Annotated in this window: 15 protein-coding genes and 1 pseudogene; 14 read left to right on the forward strand and 2 right to left on the reverse strand. The window is 50.8% G+C overall.

All coding sequences use genetic code 11. The annotated features are described in order from the left end of the window. Window positions 1–352: 352 nt before the first annotated feature. From pyrB to ACTHS8_RS08280, 5 genes are all read left to right on the forward strand, one after another. Complete coding sequence (gene pyrB, locus ACTHS8_RS08260) at window positions 353–1273, forward strand: aspartate carbamoyltransferase (protein ID WP_063076131.1); 921 nt, start codon at window positions 353–355, stop codon at window positions 1271–1273. Between the two features lie 10 nt (window positions 1274–1283). Continuing rightward, window positions 1284–1742, forward strand: a complete 459-nt coding sequence (gene pyrI / locus ACTHS8_RS08265; RefSeq protein ID WP_003684689.1) for an aspartate carbamoyltransferase regulatory subunit — start codon at window positions 1284–1286, stop codon at window positions 1740–1742. Between the two features lie 193 nt (window positions 1743–1935). Beyond that, window positions 1936–2601, forward strand: a complete 666-nt coding sequence (locus ACTHS8_RS08270; RefSeq protein ID WP_440373511.1) for a hypothetical protein — start codon at window positions 1936–1938, stop codon at window positions 2599–2601. Between the two features lie 275 nt (window positions 2602–2876). After that, window positions 2877–3734, forward strand: a complete 858-nt coding sequence (locus ACTHS8_RS08275; RefSeq protein ID WP_063075684.1) for a GNAT family N-acetyltransferase — start codon at window positions 2877–2879, stop codon at window positions 3732–3734. Window positions 3735–3757: 23 nt separating this feature from the next. After that, a complete protein-coding gene (locus ACTHS8_RS08280) occupies window positions 3758–3883 on the forward strand; it encodes a hypothetical protein (RefSeq protein WP_283132674.1) in 126 nt (41 codons plus the stop codon). A gap of 65 nt (window positions 3884–3948) precedes the next feature. On the opposite strand, the gene ACTHS8_RS08285 is transcribed toward ACTHS8_RS08280, so the two are convergent. After that, a complete protein-coding gene (locus tag ACTHS8_RS08285; RefSeq protein WP_063075685.1) occupies window positions 3949–4452 on the reverse strand; it encodes a hypothetical protein in 504 nt (167 codons plus the stop codon). A gap of 213 nt (window positions 4453–4665) precedes the next feature. Between ACTHS8_RS08285 and pyk the strand changes: the two genes are divergently transcribed. Together pyk and ACTHS8_RS08295 are read left to right on the forward strand one after the other, a co-directional pair. After that, the gene (pyk, locus tag ACTHS8_RS08290; protein WP_440373461.1) at window positions 4666–6138 is read left to right on the forward strand and encodes a pyruvate kinase; all 1473 of its coding nucleotides are present in this window, start codon (window positions 4666–4668) and stop codon (window positions 6136–6138) included. 200 nt (window positions 6139–6338) lie between these two features. Beyond that, complete coding sequence (locus ACTHS8_RS08295) at window positions 6339–7727, forward strand: OmpP1/FadL family transporter (protein WP_440373462.1); 1389 nt, start codon at window positions 6339–6341, stop codon at window positions 7725–7727. Window positions 7728–8036: 309 nt separating this feature from the next. Here the strand turns inward: ACTHS8_RS08295 and ACTHS8_RS08300 are convergent, their stop codons facing one another. Then, window positions 8037–9302 (reverse strand): LysM peptidoglycan-binding domain-containing protein, encoded by a 1266-nt coding sequence (locus ACTHS8_RS08300; RefSeq protein ID WP_440373463.1) that lies wholly within the window; start codon window positions 9300–9302, stop codon window positions 8037–8039. Between the two features lie 234 nt (window positions 9303–9536). Between ACTHS8_RS08300 and def the strand changes: the two genes are divergently transcribed. The 7 genes and pseudogenes from def (at window position 9537) to ACTHS8_RS08335 (ending at window position 16910) form a co-directional block, all read left to right on the forward strand. Continuing rightward, complete coding sequence (gene def, locus ACTHS8_RS08305; RefSeq protein ID WP_003678675.1) at window positions 9537–10040, forward strand: peptide deformylase; 504 nt, start codon at window positions 9537–9539, stop codon at window positions 10038–10040. Between the two features lie 135 nt (window positions 10041–10175). Then, entirely contained in the window at window positions 10176–11102 is a 927-nt protein-coding gene (gene fmt, locus ACTHS8_RS08310; RefSeq protein WP_440373464.1) for a methionyl-tRNA formyltransferase, read from the forward strand. A gap of 33 nt (window positions 11103–11135) precedes the next feature. After that, window positions 11136–11654 (forward strand): annotated as a pseudogene (locus ACTHS8_RS08315) (O-acetyl-ADP-ribose deacetylase). 46 nt (window positions 11655–11700) lie between these two features. Beyond that, the gene (rsmB, locus tag ACTHS8_RS08320) at window positions 11701–12960 is read left to right on the forward strand and encodes a 16S rRNA (cytosine(967)-C(5))-methyltransferase RsmB (RefSeq protein WP_440373465.1); all 1260 of its coding nucleotides are present in this window, start codon (window positions 11701–11703) and stop codon (window positions 12958–12960) included. Continuing rightward, window positions 12926–13519, forward strand: a complete 594-nt coding sequence (locus ACTHS8_RS08325) for a DUF4390 domain-containing protein (protein ID WP_063075692.1) — start codon at window positions 12926–12928, stop codon at window positions 13517–13519. Before rsmB ends, ACTHS8_RS08325 begins: the two co-directional genes overlap by 35 nt. Before the next feature lie 3 nt (window positions 13520–13522). Continuing rightward, window positions 13523–15649: an ATP-binding protein gene (locus ACTHS8_RS08330; protein ID WP_440373466.1), complete on the forward strand. Its 2127-nt coding sequence runs from the start codon at window positions 13523–13525 to the stop codon at window positions 15647–15649. After that, the gene (locus tag ACTHS8_RS08335) at window positions 15636–16910 is read left to right on the forward strand and encodes a sigma-54-dependent transcriptional regulator (RefSeq protein WP_440373467.1); all 1275 of its coding nucleotides are present in this window, start codon (window positions 15636–15638) and stop codon (window positions 16908–16910) included. Before ACTHS8_RS08330 ends, ACTHS8_RS08335 begins: the two co-directional genes overlap by 14 nt. Window positions 16911–16940: the final 30 nt, after the last annotated feature.

Here is a 16940-nt window from a genome sequence, read left to right on the forward strand (position 1 = left end):
GCCGCCCCGAGGCCGAACCGTTTGCCGGTTTGGGCTGACGGGCGGCTTTGTATGGGGCCGGGAATGAGAGCTTGGGCAAAGCGGAGCTTCATTGGGCAATAACTGAAAACAGCCGAATCCCTGTGCTTAGGTTTCAGCTGTTGGGTGCAGAGAGTTATTTTGCAAAGGGATCAGGCCGTCTGAAAACTTGAAAGAAGCAGCCGTCTGTTAAATATGCGATAATGCGAAAGATTTCATGGGTGTGGTAGAAACATGGTTGTGATTGTCCGACGGGGATGATGTCGGGCAACGATGGAATCGGTTTGCTTGAAACACCCGCCTGTTGCGGGCTTTTTTATGGGAAGGAATGGTCATGCCTAATCCGCTTTATCGCCAACATATTATTTCAATTTCAGATTTGACGACGGAGCAGCTTGAATTGCTGCTTCAGACGGCCTTGAAGTTGAAAAAGCAGCCTCGTGAAGATTTGCTTGAGGGTAAATTGATTGGTTCGTGCTTTTTTGAACCGTCCACCCGTACGCGTTTGTCTTTTGAAACGGCGGTACAGCGTTTGGGTGGGAAAGTTATCGGTTTTTCCGATGGTGCGAATACCAGTGCGAAAAAGGGTGAAACGCTTGCAGATACTGCAAGGATTATTTCCAGCTATACGGATGCGATTATTCAGCGACACCCGAAAGACGGTGCGGCCCGTGTGGCGGCCGAGTTTTCAAGCGTACCTGTGATTAATGCCGGTGATGGTACCAACCAACATCCGAGCCAGACACTTTTGGATTTGGTAACGATTTATGAAACACAAGATAGCTTGAGCAATTTGAAGATTGCGATGGCCGGTGATTTAAAATATGGCCGTACGGTACACTCATTGTGTCAGGCACTGAAGCGTTGGGGTTGTGAGTTCGCATTTGTATCCCCTCCCAGCTTGGCGATGCCGGACTATATTACCGAAGAGCTGGAGGAGGCCGGTTGCCCTTACCAAGTTTTATCCAGTTTGGAAGAAGCAGTCGAATGGGCGGATATTTTGTACATGACCCGAGTTCAGCGCGAACGTTTTGATGAGCAGGAATTTGCCAAAATTCAGGGTAAATTCAATCTTGATGCGCAGATGTTGGCAAACGCCAAACCCAATTTGCGCGTCTTGCATCCTTTACCGAGGGTAGATGAAATTCATCCGGATGTGGATAAAACACCTCATGCCTATTATTTTGAGCAGGCAACCAATGGCGTGTATGCACGGATGGCGATTTTGTCTTTGGTATTGAACGAAGAAGTTTAAGGAGCGAAAGATGGAAAACTCAAAACTCAGCGTTGAAGCGATTGAACAAGGTACGGTAATTGACCATATTCCTGCCGGTAAAGGCTTGGCCATTTTAAGACAGTTTAAGTTGCTGCATTATGGCAGCGCGGTTACAGTCGGCTTTAATTTGCCCAGTAAAACGCAGGGAAGCAAAGACATTATCAAAGTCAGCGGCGTATGGTTGGATGCCAACGCGGCCAACCGTTTGGCTTTATTTGCCCCTGAAGCAGTGGTGAACAAAATCGATCAGTTTAAAGTGATCGACAAACAGCATTTGTCATTGCCGGACGAGATTTCGGAAGTGTTCCGCTGCCCGAATACTAATTGTGCCAGTCATGGCGAGCCGGTCATCAGCCGTTTTTATGTCCGTTCACATAATGGTCAGACGCGTTTGAAATGCCATTATTGCGAAAAAACCTTCTCGCGTGATTCGGTTGCCGAAGCCTGATGAAAATCTCAGGCCGTCTGAAAACACGGCTGTGCGGTTTGAGTTGTCTGCTTGATACATCAGTTTCATAAAAAGCAAGATATTAAGCAAATTGCGTTAAAATTACGTTAAAATAATGCCTTCTGAGTTGATGACATCATTTGCTCAAAAGGCATTATTTTTTTATAACACGATACGAAATGTAGGAAAACTTATGCACTCATCCATACAAAGCCGGTTTGCCCCAATTTTATACGTCTTGATTTTCTTTGCCGGATTTTTGGCAGCACAAGTTTGGTTTAATCAGCAAGCCTATTTGACCAACCTTCCCCTCTTGGTCACAGCCATTTCTGCCGTTGCATTGGTTTGGTTGATTTGGGCCATTGTATCTGCGCGATCCAAAGCAAAAAGCAAGATGTTGCACCGTGAGCAGCTGATTCAAAAAGAAAGCATTCATCCTGTTTTGCATGCGACGTTGCAACGTTCTGATGGGCAAACAGATTTATTGGTTTTGGTTGTCCGCAATAGCGGTAAGGGCTTGGCTAAGAATGTGCGTTTTGAGGTAGAACCTTTGCCGGATCACTTGCCGAGCAAGCTGATTGCCGATGCGGTTATGCGCTTGGAGATGTTTTCCGGCGGTGTGGATATGCTGGCATCGGGCGAATTGTATGGCGGCGTGTTTGCAAGCATGTTGGCGCTGGCTGCCGAATTGCCGGACCAGACATTTGGCGGTGTGTTGAAACTGAAGGCCATTTATGAAAATGCCTTTGGCGATCAATGCACTTCTGAAAGCATTTTGGATTTGAGCATACTGAATTTCAATTTGTCAGAAATTAAATCCAGTGGCGAGCAAAAGCCTCGCAAGAAATTGTTGTATTGATATTCAAAATATGCAGGCCGTCTGAAACCGAAATACTTGTTTTCAGACGGCCTGTTGTTATTTTTCAAATGATTTTTGAAGAAAAAGAGGCGTATCGGGTATAATAATCAAATAATTCGAAACGGATTGTCAGGATCGGCAAGCCGTCTCATCATTGTCGTATTTCAAAACCTTACTGATATTTTTTCAATAATCTGTTGCTATGTATCGGAACTTTTTCTGATGTTGGCACTGGCGAAATATTCCTTCAGCCATTTACTCTCAGGAAGCTGCTTATGTTAGTGTGTAATCCTTATGAAGTTGTGATCCATGGTACGACCAGCAAAGGCAAGATTTTCCGACCAAGCGACTGGGCGGAGCGCCTGTGCGGTATTTTGTCCTCCTTTACTAAAGACAACCGCCTTTCCTATTCTAATTGGGTGCGCCCGATTTTGGTGGACAATGTCCGTTGTGTAGCGGTCGATAAAAAATTGGAAGAAGACAATCCGCAAATGTTCCGTTTCTTGATGGACTTTGCGGCGGATAATGATTTGCGCGTGATTGACTGCAAAGCCTTGCTCAAAGAGCAAGAGAGCAAACAGCAGGGCGAAGTGCCGGTCGAGCGCGTTTTGTTGGCGCAGGCGATTGAAGAAAAACACGCTGCCGAACGTGCAGAAGCTGCTCAAACCGAGCCTCAAGCTGCCACGCCTGTGGTCGGCGTATTGCGTGAAATTCCGCCGGAAGAAACTGCAACCGCTTTTGCGGCATTGAGCATTTTGCGTTCTTCTTTGACCGATATTCACCGTTTCGTCGAACAAATCAACGAGCATCAGCGCAAAACCGGCTACCGTCTGTTGGGTATTTTTGAAGAAGGCAAACAAAATGCCGTGGCCGTATGCGGCTTCCATGCCGCACATAACTTGGCCAGCGGTTACCATATCCATATTGATGATCTCGTAACCATGCCGCAATGCCGCCAAAAAGGTTATGCTTCACGCTTGTTGGAAGAAGTACGCAAAATCGGTGCGGAAACCGGGGCAACCAAAATCCATTTGAATGTCCATGTGAACCATGACCGTGCAGGTGCGCATCGTCTCTACTTCAAAAACGGATTTGAAATCTGCGCTTACCATTTCCGTTGCGACCCGAAATAATTTTTGTAGAAAGAGAGCACTCAATGTTGAAGATTTTGACTGCGGCTGTTTTGACACTGAGCTTGGCGGCCTGCGCATCAGGCAGCGGAGGCAGCTCGCAAATGTATGGTGAGATTAAGGTCGGTGTAGAAACCAGCCATCAACGTTGAGATATACAATGACAAGGCCGTCTGAAATAGATTTTCCTATTTCAGACGGCCTTTTTGCAGCTTGATTAGAGGGGCGTGGAGGTGTCGTCAGTGGCAACAGTCCGATGCAGGCGATACCAATTGTACAGGCGCAAGATGCACAAGAAAGCGATGATGGGCATGCAGGCTGCGGTAACCAGATAACGCGGGTTGCTGAAGTTTAAAACATTGTGCCCGGAAAGCAGCGACAAAGCGGCATGCAACCATTCCCACAAAGACGAAATGCTGAATGCCAAAACAGCCAACAGGCCGAGGGTTCGGAAAATGCCGATGGGCAGGATTTGTTGGCGTAATACGGCGCGGTTGAGTTGGAACAAAACAATCAAACCGAAGCCGATGATGCAGACCATGCCGCCGTTGGCGACGATTTGCAGGCTGTTGAAAGCAATGTCGGGCGTAACGGAAATTGTACCGGACTGGTTGGCGGCGGTTTGTTGCAAATTTAAGCCTTGCATGACATTAAGTACGAAACCGTAGATCAGGTCGGCCAAAACGATGCCGATGGGTAGCGGAGTCAAAAAACGTTTCATGGATCAGTTGAGTATTCTATTAGTATGAGGGAGGCCGTCTGAAAATCAAAAATGACGACGTGAGAGTGTATTGTATCCGATAGAAAAGTAGGTTAATGCAAAAATAAATTTAGTTTAAGTCAGAAAATAATGTAATTTTACGCCAACATTATTGTATTAAGCGTACAATCTCCCTCATTATCAAACGTGGAATCAACAGGAAAGGACGTTTACATGAGCGAATTGCAACGTGATTTAACCCGTATCAGTCACAATACCAAAATTGTCGCCACATTGGGTCCGGGCAGCAACAATGTACAATTGTTGGAAGACATGATCCGTGTCGGTGGTCTTAATGTCGTCCGTTTCAATTTCAGCCACGGTACTCCGGAGTTCCATGAAGAAAATGCCCGCATTGTGCGTGAAGCCGCGAAACGCGCAGGTCAGGAAGTGGCTATTCTTGCCGACTTGCAAGGCCCGAAAATCCGTGTCGGCAAAATTGCCGGCGGCAGCATTGAGCTGAATAAAGATGAAACCTTAATTTTGGATGCCGCGCTTAAAGGTGAAGGTACACGCGAAGCGGTGGGTTTGGACTACCGTGATTTGCCGAATGACGTCGCTGCCGGCGATGTTTTGTGGCTGGACGACGGCCTGTTGACCTTGACCGTTGAGGCGGTTGAAGGAAGTAAGATTATTACAAGGGTAGAAAACAGCCATGTGCTGAAAAGTAACAAAGGTATCAATAAACGCGGCGGCGGTCTGTCTGCCGGTGCGTTGACCGAGAAAGACTTCCGTGACCTGAAAACGGCGATTGCCATTGGTTGCGACTACTTGGCCATCAGCTTTGTGAAATCTGCCGAAGATTTGCACATCGCACGCGCCAAAGTCGAAGAAGAAATGAAAGGCAGTACAGCCGTACGCCCCGGTTTGGTTTCCAAAATCGAGCGCGTAGAAGCCATTGAAAATCTGGACGAAATCATCCTTGCCAGCGACGGTATTATGGTTGCCCGCGGCGACTTGGCAGTGGAAGTCGGCCATGCCGCCGTACCTGCCCTGCAAAAACGCATGATCCGCCGCGCCCGTGAGTTGCGCCGCTTCAGTATTACGGCAACTCAAATGATGGAATCGATGATTACCAACCCCGTACCGACCCGCGCGGAAGTCAGCGACGTGGCCAACGCGGTATTGGACGGTACCGATGCGGTGATGTGTTCCGCCGAAACCGCCGTCGGCGCGTATCCGTTTGAAACCGTCAGCCAAATGGCGATTATTTGTGCGGCTGCGGAAAAAGAACAAGATTCGCTCAACGGCGTTGCCGAACAGGTCGAGTATCCCGAAGCCGTCAGCACCAACTTGGCGATTGCCGGCGGTGCGGTCAGCGTGGCGCGAGCAGTTCACGCCAAAGCCATCGTTGCCCTGACTGAAAGCGGTTCGACCGCCTTCGAAGTCAGCCGCCACAACATCACCCTGCCGATTTTTGCCCTGACGCCGAGTGTTTCAGCGCAACGCCGCATGGCGATGTACCGCGGTGTACGTCCGTTGATTTTGGCAACCAGTACCGATCACGATACCGCGCTGAACGAAGTGGAAGCCATGCTGGTAGAACACAAAATCCTCCAAAGCGGCGACCAATACATCATCACCAGCGGTTCGCAAATGCGCGAATCCGGTTCGACCAATACATTGGAAGTGTTGCAAGTCAAATAATCGAATCAATGTTTTACTAAGTGGAAAAAGCAGGCTGTCCGTAGCCTGCTTTTTTTGTATTTTGGGTATTTTTTATGTAAAAAACCGAAAATAATAGGCAAGAATAACGATGTAGTATAGAATTGAGTGCCTATACTAAATCAATAAAGGACGCTTCAGACGGCCTTTTTCTTTGTCCGCCACTTTCACGGTAAACCAAAATGATTCATTTCAATCTGAAAAAAACAGCATTTATTTTAAGCACAGCACTTTTATCTACCGCCGTCCAAGCTTCCGGTTACCACTTCGGCACACAATCCGTTAACGCACAAGGTACGGCCAACGCCGCAGCCGCCGAAGCCGCCGATGCATCAACCATTTTCTACAACCCGGCCGGCCTGACCAAACTCGACAGCAGCCAAATTTCCGTTAACGCCAATATCGTTTTCCCAAGCATTCATTATGAAGCGGAATCTGCCACCGACTTTACCGGCATTCCCGTCCAAGGATCGAAAAGCGGCAAAATCACCAAAACCACCGTTGCTCCGCACATCTACGGCGCATACAAAGCCAACGACGATGTCACTTTGGGTTTGGGCGTGTACGTTCCTTTCGGTTCCGCAACCGAATACGAAAAAGATTCCGTCTTGCGCCATAACATCAACAAACTGGGTTTGACCACGATTGCCATTGAGCCGGTAGTTGCGTGGAAACTCAACGACCGCCATTCCTTCGGCGCAGGTATTATTGCCCAACATACTTCCGCCGAACTGCGCAAATATGCCGACTGGGGTATCAAGCAAAAAGAAGTGGCAAAAGCCTCCGGCAAACCGGATGTAGCCATTGCCGCCGCCATTCAGGCTGACGGACACGCCGATGTCAAAGGCAGCGATTGGGGCTTCGGCTACCAACTGGCGTGGATGTGGGACATCAACGAGCGCGCACGCGTGGGTGTGAACTATCGTTCCAAAGTATCGCATACGTTGAAAGGCACTGCCGATTGGGAAGCGGACGGCGCAGATGCAAAACGCGCTTGGGATTTAATGGCTAAGCTCGGTTATGTGCCGAACGAAAAAGCCAGTGTCAAAATCGTCACGCCTGAGTCTTTGTCTGTTCACGGTATGTACCGCGCCACCGACAAAACCAACCTGTTCGGCGATGTGACTTGGACGCGCCACAGCCGCTTCAACAAAGCCGAGCTGGTGTTTGAAAACACCAAAAAAGTTGTCAACGGCCAATCTGACCGTACTGTCATCACGCCTAACTGGCGTAACACTTATAAAGTTGCATTCGGCAGCTCTTACCAAGTTACCGAACCATTGCAACTGCGTGCCGGTATCGCTTTCGATAAATCACCGGTTAAAAGCGCCGAAGACCGCATGAACAGCCTGCCTGACGGCAACCGTATCTGGTTCTCCGTTGGTGCTAAATATCAACTGGGTAAAAACCATGTGATCGATGCGGCGTACAGCCATATCCACATCAATGACACGGTTTACCGCGCCGGCAAAGCCAGCGGCAACGACGTGGACAGCCGCGGTGCATCCTCTGCCCGCTTCAAAAACAAAGCGGACATCTTGGGCTTGCAATACACTTACAAATTCAAATAATCGGATTTGAGTTGTGGATAAAAAGGCCGTCTGAAGATTTCAGACGGCCTTTTTGATTGGCAGGAACAGATGGAATAATCAACAGGCAATAAATAGCGTGCCGGACTTTCCATATTGCCGATTGGAATGGCAGAACGGGAAAACAATAGAAAAGGGGGATAGCCGATAAATAGCTGAAGACATGAAATATTGTTTGCGCTTTAAACAACGTGTTACAGATTTTATTTGATTGGCAGCAATCAAAAGGCCGTCTGAAAAACAGGTTTTCAGACGGCCTTTATTTGCCGGATGGCTGCTAAGAAAGCCCAATCAGCTGCGGACTTCCAGTTCGATTTCTCTTTCTTGTTCGTCTTCAGCCGGTTTGTCCATGGTTTTTTCATCAGCCATATTGTCCAAATCGCGGCCGGGTTCGGAGGCGGTATCGCCGATGGAAACGCTGTTCAGGCTTTCCAAAATAATGGCTGAGGCCAGATGGTTGGATGTGCGGTACACCATTGCCAAGCCGATTTCTTCTGCCGGAATGGAAACCAATTCAACCGTATCTTTGTCTTTCGGCTTGCGAATCAGGTTGTTGGACAGATTGACACGGACTTGGCGGCCGCGTTTGTAGAGGCTGACCACTGTGCCTTTGTCCAAACCGTCGAGTTCGCCTTTATCCAACGTAATGGTTTGGAACTGGCCGGCTTCGCCCACGCCGTCGAAGATGGAAACGACTTTGGCCTGAATCGGACGGGCAGGGGCGTGAGGCATCACATTGAAGCTGTCGAGGCCTTCTGGCAGTTTCAGCAGATAGTCGTCTTTGCGGATTTCGGAAACCGCTTCTTCGATAACCAAAGGTTGCGCGGACTGGGTGCGCAGCTTCATGACTTTGTTGACTTGGGTGTAATACTCGTTGCTTTTGAGTTTTTCGTCAGAAGCGCGGGTACGGTGTTCCAATGCGGAGTCGGTGTAAGGCAGTGTGTTGGCGATGCCGCTGAACACGACTTCTTGGCCGAGGAATTTGCCGGTTTCCGGATCGGTGATGTTTTTATTGACGCGGTAGGTCAGGTAGCGGCCGGGCTCGGTCAGGCCGTATGCGTACACGCGGTTGCCTTGGGTGTAGAGGACGCGGTTGTCGGGGCCGGCAATCAGGCGCGGCGCGTTGGCGGTTTCTTCTGGAGCGATAATCTGCGGATGTTTCATGAACATGCGGTAGAGATTGACGTTGACAGTCGGAATGCCGTAGCCGGAAGTTTCGCGTACGCGCGGATGCAGTTTGATCACGGGAATGCCGTCTGAACGGGTTTGGGCATGTTCAAAACCCAGTCGTGGCTGGCCGTTGACGTAGCGTAAAACCAACACCTGACCCGGATAGATCAGATGCGGATTGCGGATGGCGTTGCGATTGGCGCCCCAAAGGCGGTTCCATTGCCATGGGCTGTACAGATATTTACCGGAAATACCCCACAAGGTATCGCCGTTTTTAACGACGTAGCGTTGCGGCGCATTGGGGCGGATTTTTAAAGAAGCTGCCTGAGTGTGGGCAGAAATAGCCATGCCTGCTATGCAAAGCAGGGTTATAATACGTTGTTGCATAACCGTTCCCCTTGAAATCGATTCGGTTTGTCTTCAGATGATAAACAGAGAAGGCTGGAGTTTGCGAAACTGCCGCCCATTCATCAATACGATAACGAACGGCCTCCGTCGCGCTATCTTAACATTTTTCGGCGTTATTTTAGCATTGAATGTTGCTGTCATGACAGGAGATTGTGGCGGCGGAAACCAAATCTGTATGAAAATCACACATCAGCTTTATAAAACGAGAATATTATGGCTTTACTGAACATCCTCCAATACCCTGACGAGCGTTTGCACACGGTCGCCAAACCTGTTGAAAAAATCGACGAGCGCATCCAGACATTGGTTGCCGATATGTTTGAAACTATGTACGAAGCACGCGGTATCGGCTTGGCGGCCACTCAGGTCGACGTACACGAGCGCATCGTCGTGATGGATTTAACCGAAGACCGCAGCGAGCCGCGCGTGTTCATCAATCCCGTCATTGTCGAAAAAGACGGCGAGACGACTTATGAAGAAGGCTGTCTGTCCGTGCCGGGCATTTACGATACCGTAACCCGTGCCGAGCGCGTCAAAGTTGAAGCTTTGAACGAGAAAGGCGAGAAATTCACGTTGGAAGCAGACGGTCTGCTGGCAATTTGCGTGCAACACGAATTGGACCACCTGATGGGCATCGTGTTTGTCGAACACCTGTCGCAGCTGAAACAAGGCCGCATCAAAACCAAACTGAAAAAACGTCAGAAACACACCATCTGACCTGCGCATCGCTTAAAGGCCGTCTGAAAAGACAAAACAGAAGGCAGACTTCGGTTTTCAATCTTTCAGACGGCCTTTTCAGCTGAAACAGTTTGCCCGACGCGCCCATTCAAACCATTTCCACAAGGACACAACATGAAAGTCATCTTTGCCGGTACGCCCGATTTTGCCGCCGCCGCCTTGAAAGCCATCGCCGCCGCAGGTTTTGAAATTCCGCTGGTGTTGACCCAGCCCGACCGCCCCAAAGGCCGCGGTATGCAGTTGACCGCGTCGCCGGTCAAACAGGCTGCCTTGGAATTGGGTTTGACCGTGGCGCAGCCGGAAAAGTTGCGCAATAACGCCGAAGTCCTGCAAATGCTCAAAGATACAGGCGCGGATGTGATGGTGGTGGCTGCGTATGGTTTGATTTTGCCGCAGGATGTGTTGGATACGCCCAAACACGGTTGCCTCAATATCCATGCTTCGTTGTTGCCCCGTTGGCGTGGCGCGGCACCGATTCAACGTGCGATTGAAGCCGGCGACGCCGAAACCGGCGTGTGCATCATGCAGATGGACATCGGCTTGGACACTGGCGATGTGGTCAGCGAACATCGCTACGCCATTCAACCTACGGATACTGCCAACGAAGTGCATGATGCGCTGATGGGTTTGGGTGCCGAAGCGATTGTTGCCGACTTACAGCGTCTGCAGGCGGAAGGCCGTCTGAACGCGGTTAAGCAGCCTGAAGAAGGTGTTACCTACGCCCAGAAATTAAGCAAAGAAGAAGCGCGTATCGATTGGAACGAGTCCGCGCACATTATCGAACGCAAAATCCGCGCCTTTAACCCCGTACCTGCCGCGTGGGTCGAATATCAAGGCAAGCCGATGAAAATCTGGCGTGCCGAGGTGGTAGCCAAACAGGGTAAGACTGGCGAAGTATTGTCCTGCACTTCAGACGGCCTGCTAGTGGCGTGCGGTGAAAATGCGCTGAACATTACCGAATTGCAGCCTTCCGGTAGCAAACGCATGAGCATACAGGCATTTGCGGCAGGCCGGACGATTGAAGTCGGAACGGTTTTGTAACAGGCTGGAAACAAACGTAGAGGAAAGAAAACAATGGCTGTTTTTGAAGTGGTTGAGGGCGATATTACCCGATTGGCAGTCGATGCGATTGTCAATGCCGCCAATTCATCGTTGTTGGGTGGTGGCGGCGTAGACGGTGCAATACACCGCGCCGCAGGCAAAGAACTGCTGGACGAGTGCCGCACTTTGGACGGTTGCCGCACAGGCGAAGCCAAAATAACCAAAGGCTATCGTTTGCCTGCACGTTTTGTCATTCATACGGTCGGGCCGGTATGGTTTGGCGGACAGCAAAATGAAGAGGCAAAATTGGCACAATCCTATGCCAATTCCTTGCTGCTTGCCTAGAAGCACGATCTCCACAGCATCGCCTTTCCGTGCATCAGTACCGGTGTGTACCGCTTTCCGGCCGAAGCCGCCGCGCGTATCGCTTTGGAGAGTTTGCAACAAACCTTGCCGCAATGTCCGGCAGTGGAAAAAATCATCTTTTGCTGTTTTTCCAAAACAGATGCCGAATATTATCGGGCATTGCTGGCAGCCGAACAGGCCGTCTGAAATCCTCCGAATACGTGAAATCAAATATGAATCAGAAAGCAAAAATATGAGTATGTCCCTCGCCCAAAAACTGGCCGCCGACAGCGTTGCCGCGGTTGCCGAAGGGCGCAATCTTCAGGATGTTTTAGCGGAAATCCGCGTGGCGCATCCGCAGCTGACGGCGCAGGAAAACGGCGCGTTGCAGGATATTGCCTACGGTTGCCAACGTTATTTGGGCAGTTTGAAGCACATGCTTGGCCAAATGCTGAAGAAGCCGATTGACAATCCGCAGCTTGAAAGCCTGCTTTTGGCGGCGATGTACCAACTGCATTACACGCGCAATGCGCCTCATGCCGTGGTTAATGAGGCGGTGGAAAGCATTGCCAAAATCGGCCGCGGCCAGTTCCGCTCTTTTGCCAACGCGATTTTGCGCCGCTTTTTGCGTGAACGCGACAAACTCGCGGCTTCCTGCAAAAAAGACGATGTGGCGAAACACAATTTGCCGCTGTGGTGGGTGGCTTACTTGAGAAACCATTATCCGAAACATTGGCATAACATCACCACCGCGCTGCAATCGCATCCGCCGATGACTTTGCGCGTCAACCGCCGACACGGCAATGCCGAAAGCTATTTGGAAAAGCTGGCTGCGGAAGGTATTCCAGCCAGAGCTTTGGACGAATACGCCGTGATGTTGGAAGAAGCCGTGCCGGTAAGCCGCCTGCCCGGTTTTTCAGACGGCCTGGTGTCGGTGCAGGATTTTGGTGCACAACGTGCTGCCTACTTGTTGAACCCGAAAGACGGCGAACGCATCCTTGATGCCTGCGCGGCACCTGGCGGTAAGACGGGCCATATCTTGGAACTGGCAGATTGTCATGTTACCGCTTTGGATGTAGACGAGGGCCGTCTGAACAGGGTGAAGAGCAACCTTGACCGTTTAGGCTTTCAAACGGCCTCTTTGACTTGTGCCGATGCGCAGGACTTGACAGCGTGGTATGATGGCAAGGCCTTTGACGCTGTCTTGGCCGATGTGCCGTGTACCGCTTCGGGTGTGGCGCGCCGCAATCCCGATGTCAAATGGCTGCGCCGACCGACCGATGCCGTCAAAACTGCACGCCAACAGGAAGCATTATTAGACGCGCTGTGGCAGACCTTGACGAAAAACGGCAGGATGTTACTGGCTACCTGCTCGGTCTTTGTCGAAGAAAACGACGGTCAGTTGCAAAAATTCCTTAACCGCCATGCCGATACCGAGTTGATCGAATCGCATGTGCTCTTACCGAACAAACACCAAGATGGCTTTTATTACGCGCTTATTAAAAAGCAGTAAAACGCTGATTGTATTGCTCTTGCTCGCCGTATCGCTGAATGCGGCGGGCGAGGGCATCAGTGCGACCCGTGCCGAGGCAAAGCTGACCCATGCCGGACAGCTTTCCGTCAGCAGCCGTTTCCGCACCGACCTGCCCGACCAGCTTAAAGAAGCACTCAAACAGGGCGTCCCCCTGCATTTCAATTTGAGTTGGCAGCTGTCAGCGCCGTCTATGTCGTCTTATAAATTCAAGTTCGACCAGCTGCTCAACAACGACAGCACGATTCAATACAAATTGTCCTTCCATCCACTGACCAACCGTTATCGCGTTACCGTCGGTACGTTTTCTACCGAGTACGACACGCTTGAAACCGCCTTGCGCGCAGTGGGCGCGGTCGCGAATTGGAAGGTCTTGTCCAAGGGCGCGCTGAGTGATGTGGCCGCCAAAGACACGAAGGCTGAAATCCGCCTGCTGCTGACAACCGCCAAGCTGCCCAAACCGTTCCAAATCAATGCCCTGACGTCTAAAAACTGGCATTTGGATTCCGGTTGGAAATCCTTGTCGGTCGTGCAGGAGTAAACCATGCGCCGCTTTCTTCTGATTGCCGCCGTATTCGCCGTTGTTTTGTTGTACGGTCTGACTGTTGCAACGGGCAGCAGCAACGTGTTGTCCGATTATTTTTGGTGGATTGTTGCTTTGTGCGGCTTGCTGTTGCTGGTGTTGGCGGCGGTGTTGGTGCGCTATGTCGTGCTTTTGATGCGCGACAACAGCAAAAGCGTGTTCGGTTCGCAGATTGCGCGTCGGCTGTCGGGGATGTTTACCTTGGTTGCCGTATTGCCGGGTGTGTTTTTGTTCGGTATTTCCGCCCAGTTTATTAACGGTACGATTAATTCTTGGTTTGGCAATGATACCCATGAGGCTCTAGAGCGCAGCTTAAACTTGAGCAAATCCGCGCTGAACTTGGCGGTGGACAACGCTGTTAGCAACGCCACGCCGGTGCAGATCGACTTAATCAGCGCCGCTTCACTGGACGGCAACTTGGGGCAGACGCTGGCAAAATCGGCGCTTACTGCCGACTTTGCCCAGCTGGCGCTTTATAACGCGACCACCCATAAAGCTGAGAAAAGCATCAATCCCCTGAAACTAAATCAACCCGAACTCACCAAAGAAGGATGGGAGCAGCTGGAGCAGACCGGCTCGGTGCGCAGCTTGGAAAACATCGGCGGCGTGCTGTATGCTCAAGGCTGGATGCTGATCGGTACGCATAAAAATCAGGATTATGCGTTGTTTTTCCGACAGCCGATTCCGAAAGATGTTGCCCAAGATGCGACGCTGATTGAAGCGGCCCGCGCCAAATATGCCGAGCTGAGTTATACCAAAAAAGGCCTGCAAACCTTTTTCCTGTCCACGCTGTTGGTCGCGACATTGTTGGCCATCTTTTTGGCGTTGGTGATGGCTTTGTATTTTGCCCGCCGTTTTGTGGCGCCGGTGTTGTCATTGGCAGAGGGCGCACGGGCGGTGGCTCAGGGTGACTTCAGCCAGACCCGGCCGGTATTCCGCAATGACGAGTTCGGCCGTTTGACCCAATTGTTCAACCATATGACCGAGCAATTGGCGATTGCCAAAGAGGCAGATGAGCGCAACCGTTTGCGCGAAGAAGCCGCCCGCCATTATTTAGAATGCGTATTGGAAAGTTTGACCACAGGCGTGATTACTTTGGATGCCGATGGCCGTCTGAAAACCTTTAACAAGGCCGCCGAACAGATTTTGGGTGTTTCGCTGGTGTCTTTGTGGGGCAGCAACTGGCATCAATGGCACGGCAAATCGCCGCAGCAAACCCTGTTGGCCGATGTGTTTGCCGCCATTAATGAAACCGCCGACAGCGACAAACCCGTCCAAGTCGAATACGCCGCGCCCGATGATGCCCGAATCTTGTTGGGTAAGGCCACCATCCTGCCGGAAGACAACGATAACGGCGTGGTGATGGTGATTGATGACATTACCGTCTTGATGCGGGCGCAAAAAGAGGCCGCATGGGGCGAAGTGGCGAAACGGTTGGCGCACGAAATCCGCAATCCGCTCACGCCTATCCAACTTTCCGCCGAGAGATTGGCATGGAAATTGCATGATAAACTTGATGAACAAGACGCCCAAATCCTCAGCCGTTCAACCGATACCATCGTCAAACAGGTGGCTGCGCTGAAAGAAATGGTCGAAGCGTTCCGCAACTATGCGCGTGCGCCGTCGCTGAATTTAGAAAAACAAGATTTAAACGGTTTGGTGTCGGAAGTATTGGTATTATATGAGGCTGGCGCGTGCAAGTTTAATGCACGGCTCAGCGCCGACGCCCTGCCGATTGTTGCCGATACGACGGCGATGCGCCAAGTGTTGCATAACCTATTTAAGAATGCCGCAGAAGCGGCAGAGTCGGATGAAGCGCCGAAAGTAAACGTCGAAACAGGGCGCGAAGGCGGACAGGTTTTCCTGACCGTCTGCAACAACGGTAAAAGTTTCAGCAAAGAAATGCTGCACAATGCTTTTGAGCCGTACGTTACCGACAAACCGACAGGAACGGGGCTGGGTTTGCCCGTTGTGAAAAAAATTATCGAGGAGCATGGCGGCCGTATCAGCCTGAGCAATCAGAACAGCGGCGGCGCGTGCGTCAAAATAGCTTTACCGGAAATGGCAGAAACTTATGCGAAGCAGTGATATTTTGATTGTAGATGATGAAGTAGGCATCCGCGACCTGCTCTCCGAAATCCTTCAAGACGAAGGCTATACCGTTACTTTGGCTGAAAATGCCGAAGAAGCGCGCCAATTGCGTTATCAAACGCGTCCGGCCATGGTATTGCTGGACATTTGGATGCCCGATTGCGACGGCATCACTTTGTTGAAAGAGTGGGCGAAAAACGGCCAACTCAATATGCCTGTGGTGATGATGAGCGGCCATGCCAGCATTGACACTGCGGTTGAAGCCACCAAAATCGGCGCGCTCGATTTTCTGGAAAAACCGATTGCCCTGCAAAAACTCTTGTCCGCAGTTGAACGCGCCTTGAAACATGGCGAAGTTCAGACGGCCTCCGGCATGACTTTGGACAAACTGGGCAACAGTTCCGTCATTCAAGAAATGAACGGCAGTATTGAAGCGGCCGCCAAACACAACGGCCCGCTGTTGTTGGCCGGTGAGGCTGGCTCGCCGTTTGAGATTGTCGCCCGCTATCTGCATAAAAGCGGTACGCCTTGGGTGGCAACCGACCGTGTCGAACACATTGTCGATACGCCGATGGAGCTGTTGCAAAAGGCATCAGGCGGCATTTTGTATGTCGGCGATATTGCCCGGTACAGCAAAAATATCCAAAACGGCATTGCTTTTTTGCTGGAGAAAGCCGACCGCTACAATGTTCGTGTGATTGCTTCATGCGGTTTTAAACGCGGTGAGAGCGCCGATGACGTCGTTACCGGCCGACTGGCAGAGCTGTTGAAAGAGCGCATCAATGTTCCTTCTTTGCGCAGTCAACCGGACGACATCGTTTTTTTAATCAACCGCATCATGACCGATTTGGCCGAAAGTCAAAAAATCCAGCCGGTAAAATTCAGCGACAGCGCGTTGGTGGTTTTGCGCCAATACGATTGGCCGGGCAATTACGACCAGCTTGCCGAAACGGTGAAAAACATTATGTTGGAATCTGACGACAAAGAAGTGGACGAGCAGGCCGTTGCCGTGGCTTTGGGTCAGAAGGAAAACGCAACGGCGACAGAAATCATCGGTGGCTTCAATTTCAATATGCCTTTGCGCGAATTGAGGGAAGAAGTCGAGCGCCGCTACTTTGAGTACCACATCGCCCAAGAAGGCCAAAATATGAGCCGCGTGGCGCAAAAGGTTGGTTTGGAGCGTACACATCTTTACCGCAAACTCAAACAACTCGGTATCAGCGTATCACGCCGCAGCGCCGACAAATCCGAAGAATAAGCGCAATATCGGTATAAACATAAAAGAGGC

The sequence above is a fragment of the Neisseria sp. P0016.S008 genome, assembly GCF_051957775.1.
In the GTDB taxonomy this organism is placed as follows: Bacteria; Pseudomonadota; Gammaproteobacteria; order Burkholderiales; family Neisseriaceae; genus Neisseria; species Neisseria flavescens_B.